13 protein-coding genes and 1 pseudogene are annotated in these 24,324 nt (G+C 45.0%); 6 read left to right on the forward strand and 8 right to left on the reverse strand.

Going from position 1 to position 24,324, the window contains the following annotated elements; all coding sequences use genetic code 11:
• A partial coding sequence (locus QUA10_RS12655) for a leucine-rich repeat domain-containing protein (protein ID WP_333086270.1) occupies positions 1 to 779 on the reverse strand: 779 nt, incomplete at its 3' end.
• A gap of 138 nt (positions 780 to 917) precedes the next feature.
• On the opposite strand from QUA10_RS12655, the gene QUA10_RS12660 reads away from it, so the two are divergent.
• From QUA10_RS12660 to QUA10_RS12675, 4 genes and pseudogenes are all read left to right on the forward strand, one after another.
• Positions 918 to 2,867, forward strand: coding sequence for a long-chain fatty acid--CoA ligase (locus QUA10_RS12660; RefSeq protein ID WP_333082324.1), 1,950 nt, complete (start codon positions 918 to 920; stop codon positions 2,865 to 2,867).
• A gap of 151 nt (positions 2,868 to 3,018) precedes the next feature.
• A complete protein-coding gene (locus tag QUA10_RS12665) occupies positions 3,019 to 3,459 on the forward strand; it encodes a YlqD family protein (protein WP_242722909.1) in 441 nt (146 codons plus the stop codon).
• 180 nt (positions 3,460 to 3,639) lie between these two features.
• Positions 3,640 to 4,935: a dihydrolipoamide acetyltransferase family protein gene (locus QUA10_RS12670; protein WP_333082325.1), complete on the forward strand. Its 1,296-nt coding sequence runs from the start codon at positions 3,640 to 3,642 to the stop codon at positions 4,933 to 4,935.
• 211 nt (positions 4,936 to 5,146) lie between these two features.
• Positions 5,147 to 5,395 (forward strand): annotated as a pseudogene (locus QUA10_RS12675) (four helix bundle protein).
• Positions 5,396 to 5,430: 35 nt separating this feature from the next.
• Here the strand turns inward: QUA10_RS12675 and QUA10_RS12680 are convergent.
• From QUA10_RS12680 to QUA10_RS12690, 3 genes are all read right to left on the reverse strand, one after another.
• Complete coding sequence (locus QUA10_RS12680; protein WP_333082383.1) at positions 5,431 to 6,861, reverse strand: DUF3370 domain-containing protein; 1,431 nt, start codon at positions 6,859 to 6,861, stop codon at positions 5,431 to 5,433.
• 310 nt (positions 6,862 to 7,171) lie between these two features.
• Positions 7,172 to 12,472: an AAA family ATPase gene (locus QUA10_RS12685; protein ID WP_333082327.1), complete on the reverse strand. Its 5,301-nt coding sequence runs from the start codon at positions 12,470 to 12,472 to the stop codon at positions 7,172 to 7,174.
• A 99-nt stretch (positions 12,473 to 12,571) separates the two neighbouring features.
• Positions 12,572 to 14,683: a carotenoid oxygenase family protein gene (locus QUA10_RS12690; RefSeq protein ID WP_333082328.1), complete on the reverse strand. Its 2,112-nt coding sequence runs from the start codon at positions 14,681 to 14,683 to the stop codon at positions 12,572 to 12,574.
• A 749-nt stretch (positions 14,684 to 15,432) separates the two neighbouring features.
• On the opposite strand from QUA10_RS12690, the gene surE reads away from it, so the two are divergent.
• A complete protein-coding gene (gene surE / locus QUA10_RS12695) occupies positions 15,433 to 16,110 on the forward strand; it encodes a 5'/3'-nucleotidase SurE (protein WP_333082329.1) in 678 nt (225 codons plus the stop codon).
• A 1,122-nt stretch (positions 16,111 to 17,232) separates the two neighbouring features.
• Positions 17,233 to 18,105, forward strand: a complete 873-nt coding sequence (locus tag QUA10_RS12700; protein WP_333082330.1) for a pentapeptide repeat-containing protein — start codon at positions 17,233 to 17,235, stop codon at positions 18,103 to 18,105.
• Between the two features lie 146 nt (positions 18,106 to 18,251).
• Here the strand turns inward: QUA10_RS12700 and QUA10_RS12705 are convergent, their stop codons facing one another.
• From QUA10_RS12705 to QUA10_RS12720, 4 genes are all read right to left on the reverse strand, one after another.
• A complete protein-coding gene (locus QUA10_RS12705; RefSeq protein WP_333082331.1) occupies positions 18,252 to 19,466 on the reverse strand; it encodes an FAD-dependent oxidoreductase in 1,215 nt (404 codons plus the stop codon).
• A gap of 366 nt (positions 19,467 to 19,832) precedes the next feature.
• On the reverse strand, positions 19,833 to 21,365 hold the full coding sequence (locus tag QUA10_RS12710) for an NAD(P)/FAD-dependent oxidoreductase (protein WP_333082332.1): 1,533 nt from the start codon (positions 21,363 to 21,365) through the stop codon (positions 19,833 to 19,835).
• A 257-nt stretch (positions 21,366 to 21,622) separates the two neighbouring features.
• On the reverse strand, positions 21,623 to 22,108 hold the full coding sequence (locus QUA10_RS12715; RefSeq protein ID WP_333082333.1) for a CRR6 family NdhI maturation factor: 486 nt from the start codon (positions 22,106 to 22,108) through the stop codon (positions 21,623 to 21,625).
• A 251-nt stretch (positions 22,109 to 22,359) separates the two neighbouring features.
• Entirely contained in the window at positions 22,360 to 24,315 is a 1,956-nt protein-coding gene (locus QUA10_RS12720) for a DUF3685 domain-containing protein (RefSeq protein WP_333082334.1), read from the reverse strand.
• Positions 24,316 to 24,324: the final 9 nt, after the last annotated feature.

Here is a 24,324-nt window from a genome sequence, read left to right on the forward strand (position 1 = left end):
AAGGATGCTAGCGGTTTGATGTCACTGATTTGATTGTTGTCGAGGGTGAGCGAAGTCAGGTTCGTCAAGGATGCTAGCGGTTTGATGTCACTGATTTGATTGTTGTCGAGGGTGAGCGAAGTCAGGTTCGTCAAGGATGCTAGCGGTTTGATGTCACTGATTTGATTGTTGTCGAGGGTGAGCGAAGTCAGGTTCGTCAAGGATGCTAGCGGTTTGATGTCACTGATTTGATTGTTGTCGAGGGTGAGCGAAGTCAGGTTCGTCAAGGATGCTAGTGGTTTGATGTCTTTGATGTCGCTGATTGGATTGTTAATCAGGTAGAGCGAAGTCAGGTTCGTTAAGGATGCTAGCGGTTTGATGTCGCTGATTTGATTGTTAATGAGGGTGAGCGAAGTCAGGTTCGTCAAGGCTGCTAGCGGTTTGATGTCGCTGATTTGATTGTTGTCGAGGAGGAGCGAAGTCAGGTTCGTCAAGGCTGCTAGCGGTTTGATGTCGCTGATTTGATTGTTGTCGAGGAGGAGTTCCGTGAGGCTCGAAAGTTTTCGATCAACCGCATCGCACTCAGTAGTCCCTGCTTCCTTTAACAGCACATCAACAGTATGTTTAGTTTCAGGACTCAAAGAAGCTTTTTGGCGACACCAATCAGCAAATGTTCTGTTTCCAGGTTGCGTTTCTGCTAAGGCGGAAAGTCCCTTTCCAAATGCTAGGACGATCGCAGTTAAAGCAATTACTATCAACCTTGATAAATTCATGTATTTCTGTGCAACTATAACTGTCATAATTTTGTATCTCTAATTATCTAAATAGACAACGGCAGGTTGACAAACTGTCACGACCCTGCCACAAAGTTGTAAAATACCTGTGATATTAAACTTATACTGAATAATTTTATCTCCGAAAACTCAGGAAAATACCCTATGAACGGCCCAGCATCTTACACATCATCTCAAATGACCGATCGCGAACGCGCTAACCTCAGCCGCCTGATCGATTACAGTTCCATTCAATCGATACCCGAAATTTGGGCGATCGTCAAACAACAATTCGGTCAAACCGTCGCCCTCCACGACCCCCACAGCCAGCCCGAAATCAAACTCACCTACACCGACCTCTACCAGCAAATCCAGCAATTCGCCGCTGGCCTCCAAGCCCTAGGCATCGAACCAAATCTAGGAGAACCCATCCCTCCCCGCGTCGCCCTCTTCGCCGACAACAGCCCCCGCTGGCTGATAGCCGACCAAGGCATCATGATGGCCGGGGCAGCCAACGCCGTTCGAGGCGCCACCGCCGACCCCGAAGAACTCTTGTACATCATCCAAGACAGCGGCAGCACCGCCTTGGTAGTAGAAAACCTGGCATTACTGAAAAAACTGCAACACCGCCTCCCCGATTTACCCATTCAACTCATCGTCCTCCTCTCCGACGAAGAACCGGAAACCAGCCAAACCCTAAGCACAGTCAAATTTTCCCAAGTCATGACCACAGGGGCAAACCGTCCCCTCAAACCCACCAACCACAAGCCTCAAACCCTCGCCACCCTCCTCTACACCAGCGGCACCACCGGCAAACCCAAAGGCGTCATGCTGACTCACGGGAACCTGCTGCACCAACTCACCACCTTGGGCACAATTCTCCAGCCCGAAGCCGGCGAATCTGCCCTCAGCATTCTGCCGAGTTGGCACGCCTACGAACGCAGCGTCGAATACTTCCTGCTTTCCCAAGCATGCACGCAAATTTACACCAATATTCGCTATTTCAAACAAGACTTTAAAACTTACAAACCCCATTACATGGTAAGCGTTCCGCGCATCTGGGAATCGATTTACGAGGCCGTACAAAAGCAATTTCGGGAACAGCCACCTAACAAACAAAAATTGGTAAATTTCCTGTTATCTGCCAGCCAGCAATATATCGAGGCCCGCCGCATTTTTAAAGGATTAACTCTCAATTTAAAACCTGCTTCTGCTACTGAAAAACTAATCGCCCGCACCAAAAGCATTCTGTTGTCGCCCATACACGCCCTCGCCGAAAAACTGGTTTACCAAAAAGTCAGGCAAGCTACAGGGGGACGCTTAAAATGGGCGATTAGCGGTGGCGGTTCTTTGGCCGCGCATATAGACAATTTCTTTGAAATAGCGAATATCGGCTTGTTGGTGGGATACGGTTTAACCGAAACTTCGCCGGTTTTAACCGTCCGCCGCCCTTGGCACAATCTTAAAGGTTCCGCTGGACAGCCTCTAGCCCATACGGAAATTAAAATAGTAGACCCAGAAACCAGACAGCAACTGCCAACAGGCCAGCGCGGCTTAGTATTGGCGCGCGGGCCGCAAATTATGCAGGGCTACTATCTTAATCCCCAAGCGACTGCCAAGGCGATCGACCCCGAAGGCTGGTTCGATACCGGCGATTTGGGCTGGCTGACACCTGGGAACGACTTAATCTTGACCGGGCGGGCTAAAGATACGATCGTCCTCAGCAACGGCGAAAACATCGAACCCCAGCCCATAGAAGACGCCTGCGTCCGCAGCCCCTACATCGACCAAATTATGCTAGTAGGTCAAGACCAGAAATCCGTCGGCGCCTTAATTGTCCCCAATGCAGAAGCTGTGCAGAAATGGGCAGAAACTCAGAATCCCCCTGTACACGAAATTGACTGGAATAGCAAGACAATTCAAAATTTATTCCGCAAAGAATTGAACCGAGAGGTGCAAAATCGCCCTGGATACCGCGCTGACGATCGCATCGGCCCGTTCCGGTTGATTCAGGAGCCATTTTCGATCGAAAATGGAATGTTGACCCAGACCCTGAAAATTAAGCGCCCGGTTGTGACGCAACACTACCGCGATATGATTGACGGGATGTTTTGAAATATTCGCAGGACTTGGGGAATGGAAAAGAAAAATTTATCCCAACACCCGAGTCCTGAGTCCGAGTCCTCAGTCCTGGGCCATTAGTTCATATTTACCAACTAATGGCCCAAGACTAATGCCTAATTCCTAATTGACAAGCAACAACTTTATGGAACCACAATTACTCTTGAAGCGATCGATTAACGTTAAAGTCGTCGTTACTCCCCGCTGGAAAGAAGAAGCTCAACAGCAACTCCAAGCGCAAATCAACCAAATAGACTCTCAGCTACAACAGTTAGAAATGCAAGGGCAGCGGATGGTTTCAGAAATCAAACAGCAAAATCTACAGCCCCCAGGCCCGCAAGTACAGCAGCAAATAGAAAACATTCAAGTGCAGGTGAATCAAAGAAAAAGCGAACTGCTAGAACAGAAAAACCAAAACCTGCAACAGCTTCAGCAAGTGCAGGTGCTAGACCTCGAACAAGAAGTGAGTCAAGGTCAAATTGACGGCACGTTCACTGTCGGACTCGGAGAAAACTTGATTCAAAAAATGCAAGTAGAAATTCTCCTCCGCGACGGCATAGTCGAAGAAATTCGAGGTGATATTTAGAAATTGGTAAGTGGTAATTGGCGATCGGTAATTGGCAATTGATTTTTAGTCAACAGTCACACATCAAGAATTCGAGAGACTGGCATAATAATAAGTATTGCCGGTGGCCGGTCGCCAATTATCAATTGCCAAATACCGATTACCTATTACCTATTACCAACACACAAGGACTTTTTACAGATGATTCGCGAAGTTTTCATGCCAGCCCTGAGTTCGACAATGACAGAGGGCAAAATTGTTTCCTGGGTCAAATCCGCCGGAGACAAAGTAGAAAAAGGCGAAACCGTGGTAGTCGTTGAATCCGACAAAGCCGACATGGACGTGGAGTCTTTCTACGAAGGCTATTTAGCAATAATTATCGTACCTGCGGGCGAAGTTGCTCCGGTGGGCGCAGCAATCGCCCTCGTAGCAGAAACAGAAGCCGAAATCGCCACAGCTCAGCAGCAAGGAGCCGCAGCCCCAAGCGCAGCCGCCGCCCCGGCTCCCAGCCCCGCTCCTGTCAGCGCAGCTACATCGTCAGCAGGTTTGCAGCAAAATGTTAGTCGCCAAAACGGCCGCAGCGTCGTTTCTCCCCGCGCTCGTAAGTTAGCCAAAGAATTTAAAGTAGATTTGAATTCTATCAAAGGCAGCGGGCCCAACGGTCGCATTGTCGCAGAGGATGTGGAAGCAGCAGCCGGCAAAGCCCAACCCGCACCGGTTCAGCAAGCGGTAACAGTCCCCGCAGCACCCGCACCGGCACCCGCAGCACCCGCCTCCGCAGCAGCCAAACCCGCCCCCGCAGCAGTCCCGGCGATCGCACTTTCGGGCCAAAAAGTACCGATGAACGCGCTGCAAAATGCGGTAGTGCGGAATATGGAAGCAAGTTTGAGCGTGCCGTCTTTCCGCGTAGGTTACACAATTACTACTGATAATCTCGACAAACTCTACAAACAAATTAAGTCGAAGGGCGTCACGATGACGGCTATGCTGGCGAAGGCTGTAGCAGTAACTTTACAGAAACATCCTCTGCTGAATGCTTCTTATGTGGAGTCCGGGATTCAATACCGTGCTGATATTAATGTGGCGGTAGCTGTGGCGATGGACGGCGGTGGTTTGATTACGCCGGTGTTGCAAAATGCCGATCGCCTCGATATTTATTCGCTCTCGCGCACTTGGAAGGATTTAGTCGATCGCGCCCGCACCAAGCAGTTGAAGCCTGATGAGTACAGCACGGGAACTTTCACTCTTTCCAATTTGGGAATGTTTGGTGTAGACAAGTTTGACGCGATTTTGCCCCCGAATCAAGGCTCGATTTTGGCGATCGGTTCTTCGCGGCCGCAAGTAGTGGCTAATGAAGATGGTTTGATGGGAGTGAAGCGCCAAATGCAGGTGAATATTACTTGCGATCACCGGATTATTTACGGTGCTGACGCTGCATCTTTCTTGCAAGATTTAGCTAAATTGATTGAGACAAATCCTCAATCTTTGACGCTTTAATTAGTTAACTGTTGACAGTTGACTGTTGACAGTTGACTGTTGACAGTTGACTGTCAATGTTGGGCAATCAACTATTCAAATTATCTCATCTGGAAAGCTTCCAACAGCTAAGAGTTTATCACTTAGCTGAACAAATATCAAACGAAATATGGTTTATTCTTAAAAAGTGGGACGACTTTGCCAAGGATACGATGGGCAAACAAAACAAATAGTGCGATCGGCAGATAGCGTTGGTGCTAATCTTGCAGAAGGACATGGACGCTATAGCTATTAAGATAATCAGCGTTTTGTGAAAATAGCCAGAGGTTCATTAAACGAACCAAGACATGGGTTGAGACTTGACGGATCTCGCAATCTTTTGACTCAAAAACAGAGCGATCGACTGCATCCGTTATTAAATGAACTTTCACCAAAACTTAATGCCTATCTTAACTCATTAAAACAAAAACCCAAAGGTTAACAGTCAACAGTCAACCGTCAACCACCAACCACCAACTAATTACTCGATCGCACAGTCAAAACTTGCGGCGGCGTCGCATCCGGCGGATACAAGAAATCCACCTGCACCAAACGGCGTTCCCCCGGCTTCATATTCACATTCACCAAAGGTTCCCCCTGCTGTCCCCGCCGCTGCACAATGTGAATGTAGCGCGTCAAAGTCTTGCCCGTATCATCCTTAAATATCACCCGCACCGTACCTCGGAAAAATATCCGATTTTCGGGAGGATCGTAAAACATCAATCCCCCCGATTCTGTATTGGCTTTTATCGGTGTTTGCATTTTAATGCTAACAGATTGGGACTCGCGAGATTTGTTGTAAAGCGGAAAAGTTAAGTTGTATTGAATCCCGTAATTACCGTGAGCAAAATAAGCAGTATCGGGATAGCGAGCTAACATTTTAGCACTTTGAACTTGACCTGTTCCAAAAGTACCCGTATCAGTAGTGCTCAAAGCATAGGAAAATGACTCGCCGCGCTTGGGAATCGTTAAATAATCGGTTCTCGAATTGTCAGTAATTTTAGCTTGCCACTGGGAACCTTCAGCTACTCCCGCCACGCGGCCGTAAATTTTTTGCACCGGATTTTCGCCTCTCGGAGTTGGTGCTAAATCTCTCGGCCCCGCTAAACCTTTGGTATTTAAAATATTTTCCCACTGTTCTAATGTGGGATATTGCTCGACTCCTCTTTGACTTTTAGGAGCAAACATGGCTAATGACGCTACATAAACCGAATTGCTGCTCGACATTCGTATCAAGGTCGATCGACCGTTGGAAGCAGGGGTGACATTCCCCACAGGTATCGGCAAATTCATCAGCATCCGGCTCTCATTGGCCGGAATCTCGATCGCCGCCGGCAAAATGGCTTGTCTGAACCCCCGCAGGACATCGCTCGTAATGCGGCTTCCAGGCCCCGCAAACACAGTGCCGAATCGATTCTCTAAATACGACGGCAAATCGACAAACAAAGCATCCGGCCGAGTTAAATAAGTCGCTCCTTGCAATACATTTAAAGTAACAGGTTCCGAGTTGGGATTGTGGACAATTATTCCTTGAAATAAGGTGCGAGTTTCGGCGCGATTTTTAGCTTTTGCGATGTGGTGGGCAAAGATGTCAAATCGACCTTTGAAGCGAAAGTTTAAGTGTGCAGAAGGTACTTGTTTTCCTTCGGGCCCAAATGTGGAGAGCAAAATGCCTTCGGTTTGCACAACTTCGGGGCTGTTGCTGTTGAAAACGGGGATGCTGTCGAGTTTTCCCGGTAAAACGCGCACTTGTTGGCGCTGCATGACTGTGTTTAGCGGGGCCGTTGTCTGCGGTTGTGGTAAATCCAGTTCGTTTTCGGGTGCGGGGGCTTCTGGGTCGATGATCAGTTTTTGTTGGGCGGGAGGTGCGGGGATTGTTTGAGCTAAGGGGAAAATTGGCAAAAACATTGCTGTGAGAGCGTTTAACTGAACTTGCAGAAGATTGCCACATAGCAACCGACACAAAACTTTACCACAAGTTGGTTGATGTTTTTGGGGATTTTTGGATTTGAGGTGAATGTTTGCGGTAAATTGGGCGGCCCAATTTAGGACTTTGGAGAAGTCGCGTCCAAGGAAGGCAATGGAGCGAGCCTCTTCGTCTCATCGACTACACCCCCGCTATACAAGTCCGGTGCAACCGGACTTGATATGACCAATTACCAATTACCAATTACCACTTACTAATTACCAATTACCAATTCCCAATTCCCAACTTGCGTTATTTCTGTTTTAGGACTACCAACGTAATGTCGTCAAAAACTTTCTGTTCGTCAATATGTTGCCGCACATCATCAATTACTGCTTGTCGAATTTCTTCAACCGTTTTGTGGCGAGTTTCTTTCACCACGTTGCACAATCTTTCTATGCCGTAATACACTCGATTTGTATTTATAGATTCGGTAATTCCATCTGTGTAAAGCACTACTATATCCCCTGGATTAAGATGCACTTGAATTTGGGAAACAAAACCAGAAATATCTTCCTCTAATCCCAGGGGAAAACCGAGTTCCAGTGTATCGATCAGTTCGATGTTACCATCAGTACGGACTACGATAACTTCTTCATGTTGGCCGCTGAGCCTGAATTTACTATCTTGATAATCTAACAAAGCCAAGGTCATGTTTTTAGAGGAGTCGATGCGCTCGATATTGGCATAAAGGGTGCGGTTTAACACATCAAGAAACTTCACCGGATCGGTTTCGTTCATTTGTTGGAGAGTGCGGACGGCGGTTTGCGCCATAATCATTAATACGCCACTTTCTAAACCATGTCCCGTAACATCGCCGATGCTAATTTTTACCCGATCATTTTGGGTTAGCACGTCGTAGTAGTCGCCACCAACTTCATCGGCAGGTTGCATATATCCAGCTATTTCTAATCCTTGAATTTTATCAAGTTCTGATTGTTTGGGCAAGATCATTTGTTGCAGTCGTTTGGTGACTTCTAACTCAGCACTGAGGCGGATGTTTTCGGCTTTGAGTTTGTTGTTGAGGGAGCTAATTTCCTGGTTTGCTTGGGCGAGTTGGGCGGTGCGTTGTTGCACTTTATCTTCTAAAGTTTGATAGAGACGGGCATTTTCGATGGAGATCGCAGCTTGGGCGGAAATGATGTTGAGGACTTCTAGGCGATCGCGCGTAAAAGCCCCCGCTGTTAAATTATTTTCTAGGTATAGGATGCCTACCAATTTACCTTGATTGATCAGGGGGCTACACAAGATAGATTTAGATCGCTGCTGAATAATATACGGGTCAGATGCAAACCTGGTTTCAGTTGTTGCATCATCGATCGCAAGAGTTTCTTGCGTGCGTTCTACATAATTAACCAGCGAGATAGGAATCTCTTGACTTTCAGCCGCTGACTTGGAGATTAATTGACATCGTTCACCCGTACATTGAGCTTCAATTTTCCACTTACCTGCTGGGTCAGGTATGAGGAAATAAAATTTTTCCGCTCCCGCGTTTTCCAGCAAGACTTGCATCAAATTCGAGAGCAATTCATCCAGATTAATTTTCCCTGAGAGCGCTTGGGAGGCTTTGATAATTGTTGATAAATCCAGAGCTTGTCCAGCACCTGAACTGGTAGAAGTGATAGTGCTTCTGGTCTGAACCATCGTTTCGTCTCTTTCACTCGGAAGGCTATTTTTCCTACCGACTATAGGTGCGAGTAATTCAGCATGGCGCTCTTCTAAATCTTTAACTTTTGCCTTGGCTCCCCAGCGAATATAAGAATAGTAAGCGTCAATCAGGTAGGTACGCGCTACTTTCTGACGACCTAATGCTAAATAAAATTCTGCTGCTAGTTCATTGGCGAGGGCTTCGTGCTGGACGTATCCATTTTCCTTTGCTCCATCTATCGCCAGGTCGTAATATTCCATTGCTGAGAAATATTGCCCCAATACGCGGGCTTTTTCGGCCTCTACTAAGTCATACTTATGCTGGTAATTGGCAGGGCAATGGAACGCCCAATTTTTTAGGCTTTTCTGAGTTTCTTCTACTTGGTTGAGGTATTCTTGTTTCTTTTCTTCCTCTCCTGAATCTTCCTGAACATACAGGGCTAAAAGAATCAGACAATAGTAAAAATTATGTTCAATAAAACTAATATTTGATTGAACGTAACCTGAATATTTCAACCCCTCTCTCGCAAACTCGATAGCTTCTTCATACTGCTTAAACAAATAGCCAACTACAGTTTTGGCAAAATAAAGCCTGAACAAGCAAATGAAATTCTTTACTTCTCTTAAATAAGAGATAGCTTTTTCCTCATTTAATATGCTGCCCATCAAGATCAGTTTATTATCTGTCATCCCCCTTAAATTTTCTACTAATTGACCGAGAATTTTGAGTAAATATAACTGGTGTTCTTGCGACAATCTCTCTGCCAAGTCAATATATAGTTTTTGCTGTTCTTGCACGTAGTCTAGATGCTCAGCCTTAAAAAATAAATGCGAGCAATAGTAATCAGCAGCATGACAAGCATATTCTATATCTCCAAATTCTAAGCCGCTATTAATTGCTTGACGAAGGGGTTCTATCGTTTCCCTAGTATGCTTTTTGAGGTGGATAATACCGATGGAAACATTAACTAAAACTTTAGAACGAAACTCTCTAGCATCTAACTTCTCTAATAGCTGCAAAGCCAGTTGCCCCAGTTGATAGGATAAATTTATATCTGAGAATAGCCAAGATACGAATATACCGTAAACAGAATAGCCGTAAGTAGATTGCGGCGAATTCCCGTACTGACGAGAAAGTTCCACCATAGTATATATAATAGGTAGCGATAGCGGGCTTTCTGCAAAGCAAGCAGGTGGGAATATAAGAACTAAAAGCTGCATAGCCGCCTGCTTGTAGGGTTCGCTCATTTCAGGCAGGTTTGCTAACTCCTCAATATTGAGTTCTTGCGGGGGTGATTCATATAGGGTCACTCCTAGCATCTTTAGAACTTGCAGTCCGGCATCTAAGCCATCATTATTTTGATTTTTAGCGAGGTAAATTCTAATTTTCAGTTCGTATAAGTTGACTTGTTCGATGATTGTTTTGGCTTGTTGAAACACGTGATCGCACAAGATCCCCGCTCGTTCTAAATTGGCATTGAGATATTCGGCTTCCGCCGCTTCCCGATAAAAATTAAATGTCAGATCGTATCTACTTTCCCAGCTATCTTGACTCAGGAGTTCTATACCTACATTCAAATAATTAACAGCAGCTTCATAGGCAGTCGCTGCCTTTGCTTTCTGTCCAGCGATTAGGTTTAATTCAGCTAATTCATCTTTTTCAGACTGATTAGTTAGCAAATCTGTGCCAAAATTCAGTTGGTTAACCAGAGCAAAAATATTATCTTTTCGCTCTTGCTCTGTTGTATTATTCAGCAGCAGTTGACCAATTTTCAGGTGAGTGGCTTTTTTATCCGATTCTGGAATCAAAGAATAAGCTGCTTGCTGCACTCGATCGTGCAAAAATTTGTATTCAACTTTGATATCTCGTACAGATGCCAACTCTTCCTGGGCAAAGACTAGAGGAATTTTGTAATTTTCAGACAGCGGCAGAATCAAACCTGCTTGCATTGCTTCCCACAAATGAGCAGCCGTCGCTAAGTTTGATTCTTCATTGACAATTGATAAAACTTCTAAATTAAATTGGTTGCCGATACAAGCCGCTAGTTTTAATAATTTCTGGGTTGTTTCTGGGAGTTTGCGAATATTTCTGGCAACCAGTTCAACAATATTGAAATCTGCGATGCCAATTGCTTGGATTTGTTGGATGTCCCACTCCCAGCGGTCTGTATCTACTTGATAAACCAGCAGATTTTCCGAGTACAGCGTTTTGAGTAGCTGGGTTAAGAAAAACGGATTGCCTTGGGTTTTATTAAACAGTAAGTCAGAAAAAACTTTAATTTTGTCTGAGTTTACGCTGGCATCGAGAGTGTCGGCGATTAATTGGTTGACGCTATCCAAAGCCAGCGCCTGAATGGTGATATTATTCACCACCGTTTCATTTTCTTGAATTTTTTCTATTGTCTGAATTAAAGGATGAACGGGACTGACTTCGTTATCCCGATAAGCTCCAATCGTTAATAAATATTTGCTATCTGGGTCAGTGACTAAGAGTTGGATCAACTTTAGAGATGCCGAATCTGCCCACTGTAAATCGTCTAGGAATATGACTAGCGGGTGTTCGGGTTGACAAAAAACGCGAATAAATTGTTGAAATATCCGATTAAATCTGTTTTGCGATTCCGAAGATCCCAGTTGAGGAACTTCCGGTTGTTTACCGATAATTAGTTCGACTTCGGGGATAACATCAATAATAACTTGACCGTTATTATCTAGCGCTTTTAATAAGTTTTCTTTCCAAATAGCAATCTGTTCAGAACTTTCGGTTAATAGCTGACGGACTAATTCTTGAAATGCTTGGATTAAAGCTGCATAGGGAATATTGCGCTTAAATTGGTCAAATTTACCCGCAATAAAATACCCCCTCGCTGCTACAATTGGTTTATGAACTTCATTGACAATTGAAGTTTTACCAATACCGGAATAACCGGAAACCAACATCATCTCGGTGGCACCGAGGCTGACTCGTCCAAAGGCATCTAGAAGAATTTGGACTTCGGTTTCTCTACCATAAAGCTTCTGGGGAATGAGTAATTGGTTGCCGCGATCGCGTTGACCTATGGGAAAGTTTTCAATCTGGCCAGTTGTCTGCAATTGCTGCAAACAAGTTTCCAGGTCAAATTTTAATCCCGCCGCACTTTGATATCGATCTTCCGCATTTTTTGCTAACAGTTTCATCACAATATCTGAAACCGCTTGAGGAATTTCTGCTACCTTTTTAGGTGGGACGGGTTGTTTGGCAATATGACAGTAAACCAACTCCATCGGATCGGTGGTATTAAATGGCAACTGGTTGGTCAGTATTTCATAGAAAGTCACTCCTAAAGAATAGAAGTCGGTGCGGTAGTCAATTGCTCGATTCATTCTTCCCGTTTGTTCGGGTGACATATAAGCGAGAGTCCCTTCAAGCAAGTTGGGATTGCTAATGCTTTGGTTTTTCAATTCCAAGCGCGATGAAATACTAAAGTCAGTCAGTTTTACTTTTCCGGTCGCTGGATTGATAATGATATTTGAGGGCTTAATGTCTTTGTGAATGATCGGTACTTGATGGAGATAGATTAAAGTTTCCGATAGAGCGATCGCTACCCTCAGCAACTCGGTTATTGACAGTTTATTAGCCGCTAAAAAATTATAAAGGGATAGACCCCCAAAATCTTCTAATATTAGCGCTAAACTATTCTGATAATTTTCTAAGTTGTAAGTTTTGACAATTCCTTCACACTCTAAACTTTGAGTAATTATAAATTCTTGCCTTAAATTGGTGATTTGTTCAAGGCTAGGATAATCATATTTAATAATTTTAATGATAACTGGTTGTCTGTAACCATCTTTTTTAGCTCTATATACAACAGTCCTTACTCCTTCGTAAATTTTTTCTATAATTTCGTATCCCGAAAGAACTATCATATTTTTACTTTCCTTTCTTGTTTGACATTTTTAAAGAGTGTCTATGAACCAAGAAGCCCACTCCCAAAAGCGCGATCGCGCTTTTGGAAGGTGAGTTTCTTAATGAAAATGGGGGTACACCTCATTCTCAAACAGCTTCCTAATCTCTGGCTCGTTTTGATCGACTAGCTCCTGGTAATCCTGTTGCACTGGAATATTGTAACTAGCTTGGCGCTTAGAAATCTTTCGCAACCATGCTGTATGCAACGTAAACCCAAACTTGAGTTTTGAATTATGCAATTTGCACAGGGGGCCATCTGACAGTTTGTTACCATTGAAAATCCAAATTTGATTTGTGGGTCCCAATTTTTTGTCTTCAAAACAAACAGCACAGACGATGTAACCGTCTGTAGAACTTTCACCATCACCACGGGGTATGAACTGGGGTGATAGCGTCATGTAGCCGCAAGGGAACTCATAGCGATCGGCAATCACCATCGACTTTGGGTGCAGCCTGAACAAGCAAGCAGGTTGACCCTTTTGGGCTAAGCGGATAACTTCTGAGAGCGGTATTAATCGGTACTTATAATCGTCGTACAGATCGACAATGTATTTTGTCATCAAATCTCGCCACAGTCCAAACGAACTCCAGTAGACATTTTCTAGCTTTCCTGGAGTCAAACCTGTAGGGAGCCTATCTAAGTAGGCATAGAGATCGACAGCCCATGTGGCGTTGATGTCGGAGATAACTTGGGACTCAATCAGTTGTCCAGTCTCTCCATTAATTATGTAGCGCCCCATTCGTCCGATGTCAGTCTCATCGTGTTCCATACCATGCAGGTAATGTGGCACGGGTTTGTGGGGTTTGGAGGCTGAAACATCATACTTCCTAAGCCATTCAGCTACTTGCATTCCACAAAGGTGGGCAACGTGGAGAGTGATATTGCCCTTGGGATTATCATAGTCCACCAAAAAATGGGCAGCTTCGAGAGGAATTACCACTTTCTGGGCGACGACTTCAACTTCCTTATTACTGCTAGCTGGACGCTGTCCTGCTTTTAGATCGGCACGACGCACGATATAAATATTAGAATCCGGCAGAGGCGGACGTTCTAGTAATTTTCTCAAGTGCTGCTCTAGTTTTTTATTCTTCGGAAATGGGTTGTTGATTATCTGCTCCAGACCCGTAATGAAGGCGGTGTCCATCAGTACCACATAATCTTTAGTTACTCCTATTTGATGAATAGTTTGTTCAATTTTAACCGGCGTGCCATCTTGTAGCACTAGCTTCCATCGTTCCAGTTCGCCAACACCATCCCAGCAAACTACATAGGTAAAATCCTCCAATTCTTTCCCAAATATACTTCCAATGGAACTCATTAGGTTTTCAACTATGTCTCGGGAGAAGCCGAACACAGCACGGGAAATATCTTTCATGAAATCCGTTTGACAGAACCCCGTCAGTGCTACGATAATTTCCTCTATTAGTTGGGGAATTTCTTCGATCTCATAAACCCACTGAATGCCTTCTATAAAACTAGCCGCTGATCTGCCGTAATTAACTGTAAACATCTTACCTTCACCGGAATAATCAAAGGCAGGATGAGCCGTACTCAAAATACTTTTGCAAGGAAACTTCTTAGGATTAATTATTATGGGAATTTTGAGCTGATCGAGTTCCCCCCGCCACTCTTTATTCGATCCAACTGGTGTTACCACTTTCAGGCTGTCTGTATCAATTTCATAAGGACGACCTGCATCATAAGTAACTAGCAAGCGATCGCAGGAGTCCGCAGCAAATTTCATGGGTAGAAAAGCTGTATTTAATTGATTACGCAGACCCAGAGACATAGACAACCGAGCAATGCCGCGATTGAGGAATTTATACTTTTCATACTCGCCTCCAGGCTGTGTTGCTTTGTCAGCATAGTAATCTGGTGGCTTAACAAGGCGAGTCTTCACCCTCACTTCGCCTGGTCGATCAAAATCAAGCCTATAAATCATGCCATCGCCATTCAACAATGAGTCTCCGTCTTGAAATGGGAGTCCTCCTGATTCAACATTGCCGACTGGAGCAACAATAAAGACGTGACCCTGTAAGTCATTTGGTAAGTTCCCTTCAATCTCCAGTTCAACGTTATCCAGTTCATCCTGACTTGCGGTCATAATCGACTGTGGAACGACACAGCCGTCTATTACTGCTTTGGTATTGCTTTGAGTGGGTTCGCTCATGTGGCTCTCCTGGGTGAGATGTAATAATGGTAACAGTGTAGATAAGTATTTGATTTATGAATGGGAAATGAGGACTGTAACTTAGATACTATCTTTAGTAAGGATTTCATATCTATTTCCCCATCCCCTGCGTCAAAGCGCAATTGGAATCGACATTAACTTATTATCGGCTCTCTCGTACTTATGGTGATAACGCAAGCTAATAATTTAGCACGATCGAGGGTTTCAACGTTCAGTCTCAGATACTTAGTATCATCGGCTACTTTTAAAACCAAGCATCGGGGAGAGCCGAGAAAAAAATTATGTGATTAGCCCTCTTTTGTCACTCTGGGAAATTAAAAATGAGAACCAAATTTTCAACTGTAGATATATCAAGGATTTGAGCATTTATTTTCTAACAGAATGGCCCAAATCAAGGTTTTTGGTAAAAGTCTTATGCTATAACCATCCCAGATTATTTTCTGCCGAAAGTGACAAAAGAGGGTTAGATGTTTGCATCGACACTGATGTCATGAATGCTGCACTGGGGCAAGCGTAACAAGTCGCTTTAACTGACACATCAAGATGTGGCTGACCTAAAATGTGGCGCGCCACATTTCTGCGGCAACTGTTCAATTAATGCCATGATATAAATGTGTGGCAATGCTCATACTGACGATCGCCACCAATCAACAACCAATTTGGGCTAGAGCTACCAGAAGGTTGCCAGCCTCTGCGCTCTCAAATCGGTTCTATAAAACCGACACATAATGACGATAATTTTAACCAACGACGATGGCATCGATGCTCCAGGGATTCAGGCACTTTTGCAGGCTGTAGAAGGCAAAACAATTATGGTGGCTCCCCAGGGGCAATTGTCGGGCTGCGGGCATCAAGTGACGGCTCACAGTCCGATTCATGTCGATCGGCGATCGGAATTTGAGTATGCTGTAGGGGGAACACCGGCCGATTGCGTGCGTATTGCTCTTCATCACGTTTGTGCGAAGCCGGATTTGGTGCTTTCGGGTATTAACGCGGGTGGCAATTTGGGGGTTGACGTATACATTTCGGGTACGGTGGCGGCTGTGCGCGAAGCCGCGATGCACGGTATTCCGGGCATCGCAATTTCCCACCGGATTAAAAGGCCGCTCGAAATTGACTGGGATGTCGCTACTCGCTGGACATCGCGGGTGTTGGCGGATTTGCTCAACCGGGAACTAAAGTCTGGGTGTTTCTGGAATGTGAATTTGCCGCATTTAGCGCCGGGAAGTGCGGAACCGGAAATTGTGTTTTGCCAGCCTTCGACGCAGCCGCTGCCAGTGGTTTACCGGGTGGAGGGAGAATACTTTTATTATGCCGGAGAATATGGCTCGCGCGATCGGGCGGCGGGGACTGATGTTGACGTGTGTTTTGAGGGTAATATTGCAGTTACTGAGATATCGCTGTGATAGATTTGGGCGATCGAACTATTTTTTCTCAACAAAGTCTAAATAGACGGTATTAAATTAGATCGGCTACCGAAGGTTTCATATTCATGGCTAAAAACAGATTTCATTATACTTTGGGTTGAGGGCTGCATATACCCTAGGTATAATAAACCTGTTTTCGGATTATCCCAAAATAGGATATTGTAATTGATTCAGAATTGATACTAATAAAACTTAAACAAAATTAATCGCAATTCCAAGAGTGGCAGCTATCTCTACTTGCGGCCCTCGCTGCTGCCATAATTTTTTTTGTCATCCTTCGGCTTAGCAACACCATCAGGTTGTTTCTTTGGCTTTTTGACTTCTTTGTTGCTTTTTCTTTCTTTTGACATGATTCTTCCTCAATTTTGACTCAGCATAACATAGATTGAGACATTTGCCTAACTGCCAGTAGAGGTGGTGATCCTATACCGATATTACTCACTGTTAGTTTTGTACCATCTGCAGTATATTATCCGCTAGGTTTTGAACGCATCCCCTCTACCGTTAGGCATATCGATAAATTCCTCAGAAGTACAATGTCTGAAATTATTTTTAACCCCGATCGACTCCAGGAAATATGGAAAAGCGCGATCGTATAACTGCTGCGAGACAACCGAGAAAAATTCTCCCTAATTAAGCTGTTTTTCCCCATCTAATTTTCCTGTAAAATGACAGTAGATAAAATATGGATCTATGACCAGGCTAGCCTTCGCGACACCTGAAGCAAACACAACTAACAAATTTGCAGTCTCCGTTTAAAAAAGCTGTTAGTTACAGTGGACAACAAGAATATTAATTTTACTATTGATTAACTCTTCGGATAGTGTGTGATGGCTTACCTACTGAGAAGAACGGTTTCACGGATCTCAGTACGATCGCCACGCTTGCCAAAGCACACTAGAGACCCACGATAAATCAAGGGTTTCAGACTATGACCTCAAAACGGTCGGGACTGTGGAAAAAGCACAAAGTATATGTATAAATATAAAGTTAATTGTCAGCTTTCTGGAAAGTGCGATCGCGTCCGCTCCATTTGAGATAAAATACTTATAAAGAGTGTTTATTTCTAAATAAATTTCCGCTATTAGGAATGTGACCAGTATGGAAGTAACCGAGCTGCTCAAAGAGTACGAAAATGGAAAGAGAGACTTTGCTGACGCAAACCTCAGCGGAGCAAACCTCAGCGGGGCTATGTTGGTCGGCGTCAACCTTTCGAGGGCTAACCTGTCGGGAGCTAACCTGAGTCGGGCGCATCTCACCAAAGCAGAACTCAATGACGCAAACCTTTACAGGGCAAATCTGAGTTTTGCCAAAATGGGCCAAGCCAGACTAGCAGACGCAGAGCTTACAAAAGCCAATCTCAGCGGAGCTTTCCTCGTCAAAGCAAAACTGCCCAGGGCAAAGTTGAGTGGCGCCCAACTCATCGGTAGCAACCTGCGGAGCGCCATCCTCTGGAACGCCAATTTGTGTACAGCCGACCTGCAATTCATCAATCTGCGGGGTGCTAACCTCACGGGAGCTAACCTCAACTGGGCCAACTGCGGAGGGGCAAAACTCAGCGGTGCAAAGCTTTTTGGCGCTCAACTAACAGGCATCTATCTCAGGAAAGCTTACATCAATGGCATCGACCTGAGCAGGACGGATCTCAATGGCGTCAACCTGAGCGAAGCCAAACTAAACGGGGTAAACCTGGAAGGCTCGAACTTGTTAGCTGCCAATCTCAGCGGGGCTCAGTTGCGGGGCGTCAAGTTGATGGGAGCAGATTTAACCCGGGCAAATCTGGTGGGAGTTTCTTTGGTGCAGGCAAACCTCGATTGGGCTAGGCTGTGCTATGCAGACTTGAGCGAAGCAGACTTGAGCGGGGCAACGTTCACGGGAGCCAACTTTGAGGGTACTCAGTTAGCCGGATCAACCATGCCCCCATCTATGAGCAATGATGTCTACTTAACTGCAGCACGTGGTGTCGCAGCTTAGGCAAGGTCAAAAATTAATTTCGCATCCGAGTGGACGACTCTCGCATGGGTTTAACTTTTGATGCAGACATCATTACTTTTGTGAGAGTGTTGCACCGGCAAGAAATTTACTGATATTTGCGAGAGTTTGTAGCATCACAATTGAGTTCACCCGATTAATTTCGCGACTCGCAAAGCAGAGGTAATGGCTCCTTCGTGCAAACCATCCCCCAAATAAGCTCCCGCATGATAAGTGTGGTTCTCGCCATTAGTCTCGATAACTTCATTTCGATATCGAAAAGAATCGACAGTGTACAGGGGCGTGTGATGTTTCTGAATATGAATAATGTGCTTTTGGGCGATCGACTCCTGCATTTGAAAAGCTAAACTGTACTCTCGGGCCGAGGAGATGCCACAAAGCTGATTCAAGCTCGCATTATAGCCCCACCCTTTGTCCGTCTCGAAAAAATCAAATTCTGATAACTTGCGGATACCGTAGCGATCGTACATTGATGTATCCGAATGCAGTACAGTGGTTGCATAATTGGCTTTCCACGCCGAAAACCGCTTCGTTTCCGCCTCCGTCGGATCAGACAACAGCCTCATAACTTGATCTGGTGGCATCGCAAAAACCACCTTATCAAATTCCTGGATTTCCCCATCAGAAAGCACGATTTTTACAGCATCCGCACTTCTAAAAATATTGGCAATCTCCACATTTAGCAGTATATCGCCCTTAAATCGCTCCAAAATCTTTTCAATGTAAGAATACACACCGCCTTTAATCCTCACCCAGTTGACTGAGGCATATTCGCGCAAAACAGGCATAGCTAATTCTGCCGGAAAATTGTCTAGCAATTCAAACGGTATCGAGTAGCTGTACATCGTCAGCAACTTCAGCCAATAATTGCGGACGCACGATTTTTTCAAAGACTCAGAAAGGGGCACATCATAGAAATCGTGCTGTTTAGCAAACCGCATTTTTAAAATAAATCCCGCCGAACGAGCGTAGAGACTATCAAGTCGCAAATACTCGATCAGGCGTTGGATTCCGGTGAAATTCTTTCGGATAGATACCGCCGACAAAAAGTGGGTGCCATCTTTAAAAAATAGCGCGGAACCAATCTGCACAGGTTCTAATTCAACGTCTAGCTCCTGCATAAAAGCCACGAAATTGTAAAACACCGTCGGAAATTCTAGTACCCCATTTTCTAATATTTCATTGCACTCAGATTGATTGGGTACAACATTTTTGTTCAGCGTCCGAATGTGTCCGCCTAAAATCGGCTTACTTTCCAACACAGTGACGTGATGCCCCTGTTTATCGAGCCAGTAGGCTGCTGCCATACCGCTGGCTCCGCCCCCAACAATTGCAATTCTCATAGTTCACTCCTAGATTGATAGAAGGAAGTTCGGCAACGGATTCTGTAACGGATGTAAAGGATAGAAGGAAGAAGGAAGTTCGGCAACGGATTATGTAACGGATGTAACGGATGTCGGGAAGAAGGAAGAAGGAAGAAATTATCGTTTCTAGGTAGAACATGGAAACGCATTTCAGTCTTGCTATGCCTCATCATTTTTAAGAGGAGACAGAGCCTCCAGAAATTCATTCCTTGGCAGAGCCAATGAACGAGATAATGAGAGCAGAAACGAGAGATTTTTAAGAGTAGGCAGAGCAAGAGTGAAATTCATTCCTTGGCAAAGCCAAGGAATCAGAGAAACAGGAAAATAACCAATTGCTAATTTTCCTTAGCCTAAAATCGCATCGCCGGATAAACGTTGGTAAAGCAGCGCCCCCGTCCAAAATGTCGGTGCAAAGCCTGGATAGCCCGAAGAGGCGTTGCAGAAATAGAAATTGTTGAGGGATGTTTCATGATTTAGTCGATCGACTCCCATGTTGCGTGGCGTCAGGCTGGAACCGTAGGAATTACCGTTAGGACACCAACAGAAGCGCTCGTTAGTCGTCGGACTTCCGGTAATATGAAACACCATGTGTTTGCGGAAATTCGGAACATAGTGTTTTTCCACAACATCTAAAATCGAGTCCAGAATCTCTTGTTTCTTCTGTCTGTAAGCTTTGCGATCGCTCTCCCAAAGCTGTTTAAAATAGCTGTAATTAGCAACAGTCAGAAATTCGACAATTTGACAATCTTCTGGACAATCCCGCCGCGCTTCCGTTAGTAAAGTGGGCGTTGTAATTGCAAAACTCGGACGAGAAAAGTCATTTTGCTCGTACATTTGAGCAAAAGCTTCATTCAAATCCAGATGTTCGGAATGAAACGTATTCCACTTACCAAATCCATAGTCTCGGAGATCTATATCTTTGACAACGCAGTACACCATGTAGTTAGATGCAGAATACTCATAGTTGAGTTTCCGCCGCACTTTTTTAGAGAACAGTTCCTCTCCAATCATCTTGGCCGCTCTTTTCGGGTCGAGGTTGCAAATCACCGTCTCCCCCGTGAATTCATGGGTTTGATGCGTGGTCAAATCCATCGCTTCAACCCCCGTTACTGTTCTATCTTTAACCCTAAAATTCGTGACTTCATGGTTTAGTAGAACTTTCCCACCGTTGGATTCAATGACTTTAACTAAAGAATTGATGACATATTCAAAATGCTGCGTCGGGTAAAATGCACCTTCTTGATAGCCTCTAAACAAGGCAATCCAAGCATAGAAAGAAAGCTGATTTGGAGGCAGCAAAAAATCCGGCCATTGCAAGGCTAATAAGGTTTGGGCGGCTTGCGGGAGTTGGAACTTGTCGAAAACATCCTGAAGTGTACTATTGAGGTGTTGGACAGCACAGAATACGTCACCGAAATTTTTGAGCAATTCAATTGGTTTGACGGGAGGAGCGAGTTTTCGGAGTCCCTCGCCGGTTTTCTCGACTTCGTTGACGAATTGGCGAATTCTCTCGCCCGCTTCGGGAAACAGCGCCGACAATCGCCGGATCAGTTCCTCTGGTTCCGAGGGAATATCGAGCGCATACCCAGGCATCCTCATGTGGTCGTAGCCATTCGGATCGTACCGTTCAAAGGTGACATCTCGATCGAGACCGAGTTTTTTGAGAACTCGATTGACTGTATGTCCTTCGCCGCAGTCCCAAACGTAGTGGAATTGGGCATTAAACGTGTATTTGTTGGCCATCGTAAAGGTGTGACCAAAGCCTCCGGGATGCTCGTGAGCTTCGAGGATGTGTACGGTTTTGCCGGAGTTTGCCATCAAAGCTCCGAAAACCAGTGCTGATAAACCACTGCCGACGATGAGGTAATCTGTTTTCATGGTAAATTTCCTCGATCGATTGAATCGGGCGATCGTTGTCTATACACTAACGCTCAATTCTGAGGAAATTCTGAAGAGGGCTTACCACGCTATTTGTAGGGTACGCACTGCACACCTTACGCCTTTTTAAGCGGGCTAGAAGCCCACCCCACAATAGTTTGAAGCATCTAAATTTTACAGTCAAGTTTGAGCGACTTCTTGTGGGGTGGGCGTCCCGCCCGCCCAAAAAATACAATTTAGGTGGGCTTACTTACTGCTTATTGGTGCGGCACGATCACATCAAAAAAAGCATCCTCCAAATCATAACCAAACATCTGCGACATCGCCATCAACTTCGATTTACTGGGAATTCCCTGCTGATTAAACCAATCAGTCAACACAAAAATTTTGTTCATCAAAAACATTTCCAAAGCTTCAGGATTGTACTGAATACCTTGGGTGCGGTGGAATTGGTGCGGCACCAACATCGCCGCATAGCGCGCCAATTCTCCCCCTTTCCAATCCAGCAAAAATGGCAGCCAAGGGTAACAAGCATCCAAGCGAATAAACCACAGCCGCACTTCGGGAATTTCAGAAATTTCTCGCGGATCTAACTCTTCGCGCGGATACTCAATTTCAAATTGTAGCTGTTGTTCGTTTTGGGCGATCGCTCCTTCGGTCAGCCACTTTTCAATCACACTCCGCACCGGAGACAAATCTAAACTGTTTATGCGATCGGCATCTATCGGTATCATAATACTCATAAAAAGTCAACCCTATAGCAGTAAGTTATATCCAATCCGGTCGATCGACCGCGATTTACCGTTGGGCAGGGGCGGGTTTATGAGACTATCGATCTCAACCAAATATTGTTGGAAAAACCCGCCCCTACAGGTTATTGAGAATGGTGTCACATCTCATATCTATCCTACCTATAATATCACTACCAATACCCAATTATCAATATTATCAATTAGCAATGCCCGATCCCCCATTCCCAATGCCCAATTCCCAGTTATCCATTTTTCCCAAACTTGCTATCTTGCAAAGAATTACCAATTCCCTGGATAATTCCCCGCCCGATCAAACCAATTCCCCGCCCTATAACCTGAGTCAAAACGTAAACAACCCCAGCACCCAACAGCGAAATAACCGCGCGAACTCTAGGTGCGATCGCATCCCTGGTTTCCAGCACCAAAGTCAAGGCTAACTGCCACCCAGAAAGCTGTGCTAACTCCAGATTTCTTGGAGCATAAATAGAAATTTTCTTAATTTTAGAATCGCCCAAAACAAACAGCCAAAACCTGCTTTCAAAAATAGCTTTCGGTTCCACAAAATATCTATCCCAGCTATATCTCCACGACAACTCATTCCGAAACCGCTCAATTTCTCGCGTCGAAATCAACTTACCATCGTAAAAAATTTGCTTGATTTCTTCAATATTTGCCAAATTATTTAGTAGAGGCTGTACCACTCCGCTAGCAACTTGAATTGCCAAATTTTCCAACAAAGCTTCAGCTCGCTGCATTGCTGCCGGGCTGCCAGCAACACAAGAAATATTGTCAACAGTTAGAGGAATTTCAAATAGCAAATGTGCAAAAAAATCAACTGTCATCGGTATTTTATCAAGGATTTCTGCTGCAACTACATCAGCATCTGCCAGCAGCATCGGCACAACTTCTACGCCGCTGCCTGCCAAGAGATAAGCAGGGCTTCCCCCTTGACTTTCTCCCAGTTTCAAGCTTGTTTGACTGCCATCAAAAACCAGATTTTTTTCTGTTTGCAGTGTATAGTATCTGCCAAAAAAATCTATGATTGTCGCCTGCCATAAATCCCGTAAAATAGCAGGCATTTTTTGCGACAATTGAGTTTGCTGCACTTGCGAAAAGTGCAATTCTTCCAGCAAATCCTTTAACTTATGCAGGATGGAAGTCATCAATTCACGCTTTTTGGTCGATCGCAAAATATCGATTTCCAAAGGCAAGCCAGTCAAATTCACCAAATCAAACTGCAATTTAGCTGCCGACGAGTCAAACAAGCTACCTTGCCAATTAGTTGCAACCACCAAAGATTCAGCCGAAACTTGGGAATTCGTTAATTGCGATTGAGAATTATTCAACAAATTCTCCCGTCTTCCTTCTGCCTCTGCCTTCTGCCCTCTGCCTTCTGCCTTCTGCCTTCTGCCTTCTGCCTTCTGCCTTCTGCCTTCTGCCTTCTCCCCTTTTTCTTCAAATAATAGCTGACTAACAATCCAACGAGCTGCGAGCAATTCTCTGCGGCGCCCGCTGAGTACAACCCCATCTACAATAGAGGGCAAATCTGTGGGAGCTGCGGCTCTGAACTCTTGCAAATCAGCTTGGACAACCGCCAAAGTTGCATCTATTTCCCGTAGTCCAGAACGAGAAAAATAAGCCAGCATTTTTTTGTGTACTGGCGTATCAATTGTCGAATTATCTGCATTTTTATCTGCAATTGCTGCGTAGTTTTCTACTGTTTGAACCACCGCTGCATTTAGTTCTATTTCCGAGTTAGCTGCCGTATCCGTCGCCCAATAAGTGAGACCAGATGCCACAGCGCGAATAGCTTCGATTGTCAAGGAAATATCTGTACCTTTAGGACAATAGCCATTCGCACCCGCCGCCTGTACCTGGGCCAACAGCTCCGGTGTCAGCGGCCCGCCTAGCAGCAACAGGGGCAGGTTGGGGTACAAAGTTTTGAGTTCGCGACAAAATGCCACCGCCTCTATTTGACCCGATCGCAAATTTAGGGTCTCAACAGCCAAAATTACCAAATCTGCGGGCTTCTTGGCTGCTACCGAGTCGATCAAGCGAGCTTCGAGAACCCGCAAAGCCTCGGTTGCGGTTGAAATCTCTGCAACAACTTGCAAGTCTGGATACTGCTCGCAAGCAACTCGCAGCCCCAGCCGGAAAATGGGGTCGCCCTCGATCGTCAGCACTTGGAAATTACTCACTTGATTTTA

This window comes from Microcoleus sp. Pol8_D6, from assembly GCF_036700965.1.
Classification (GTDB): Bacteria; Cyanobacteriota; Cyanobacteriia; order Cyanobacteriales; family Microcoleaceae; genus Microcoleus.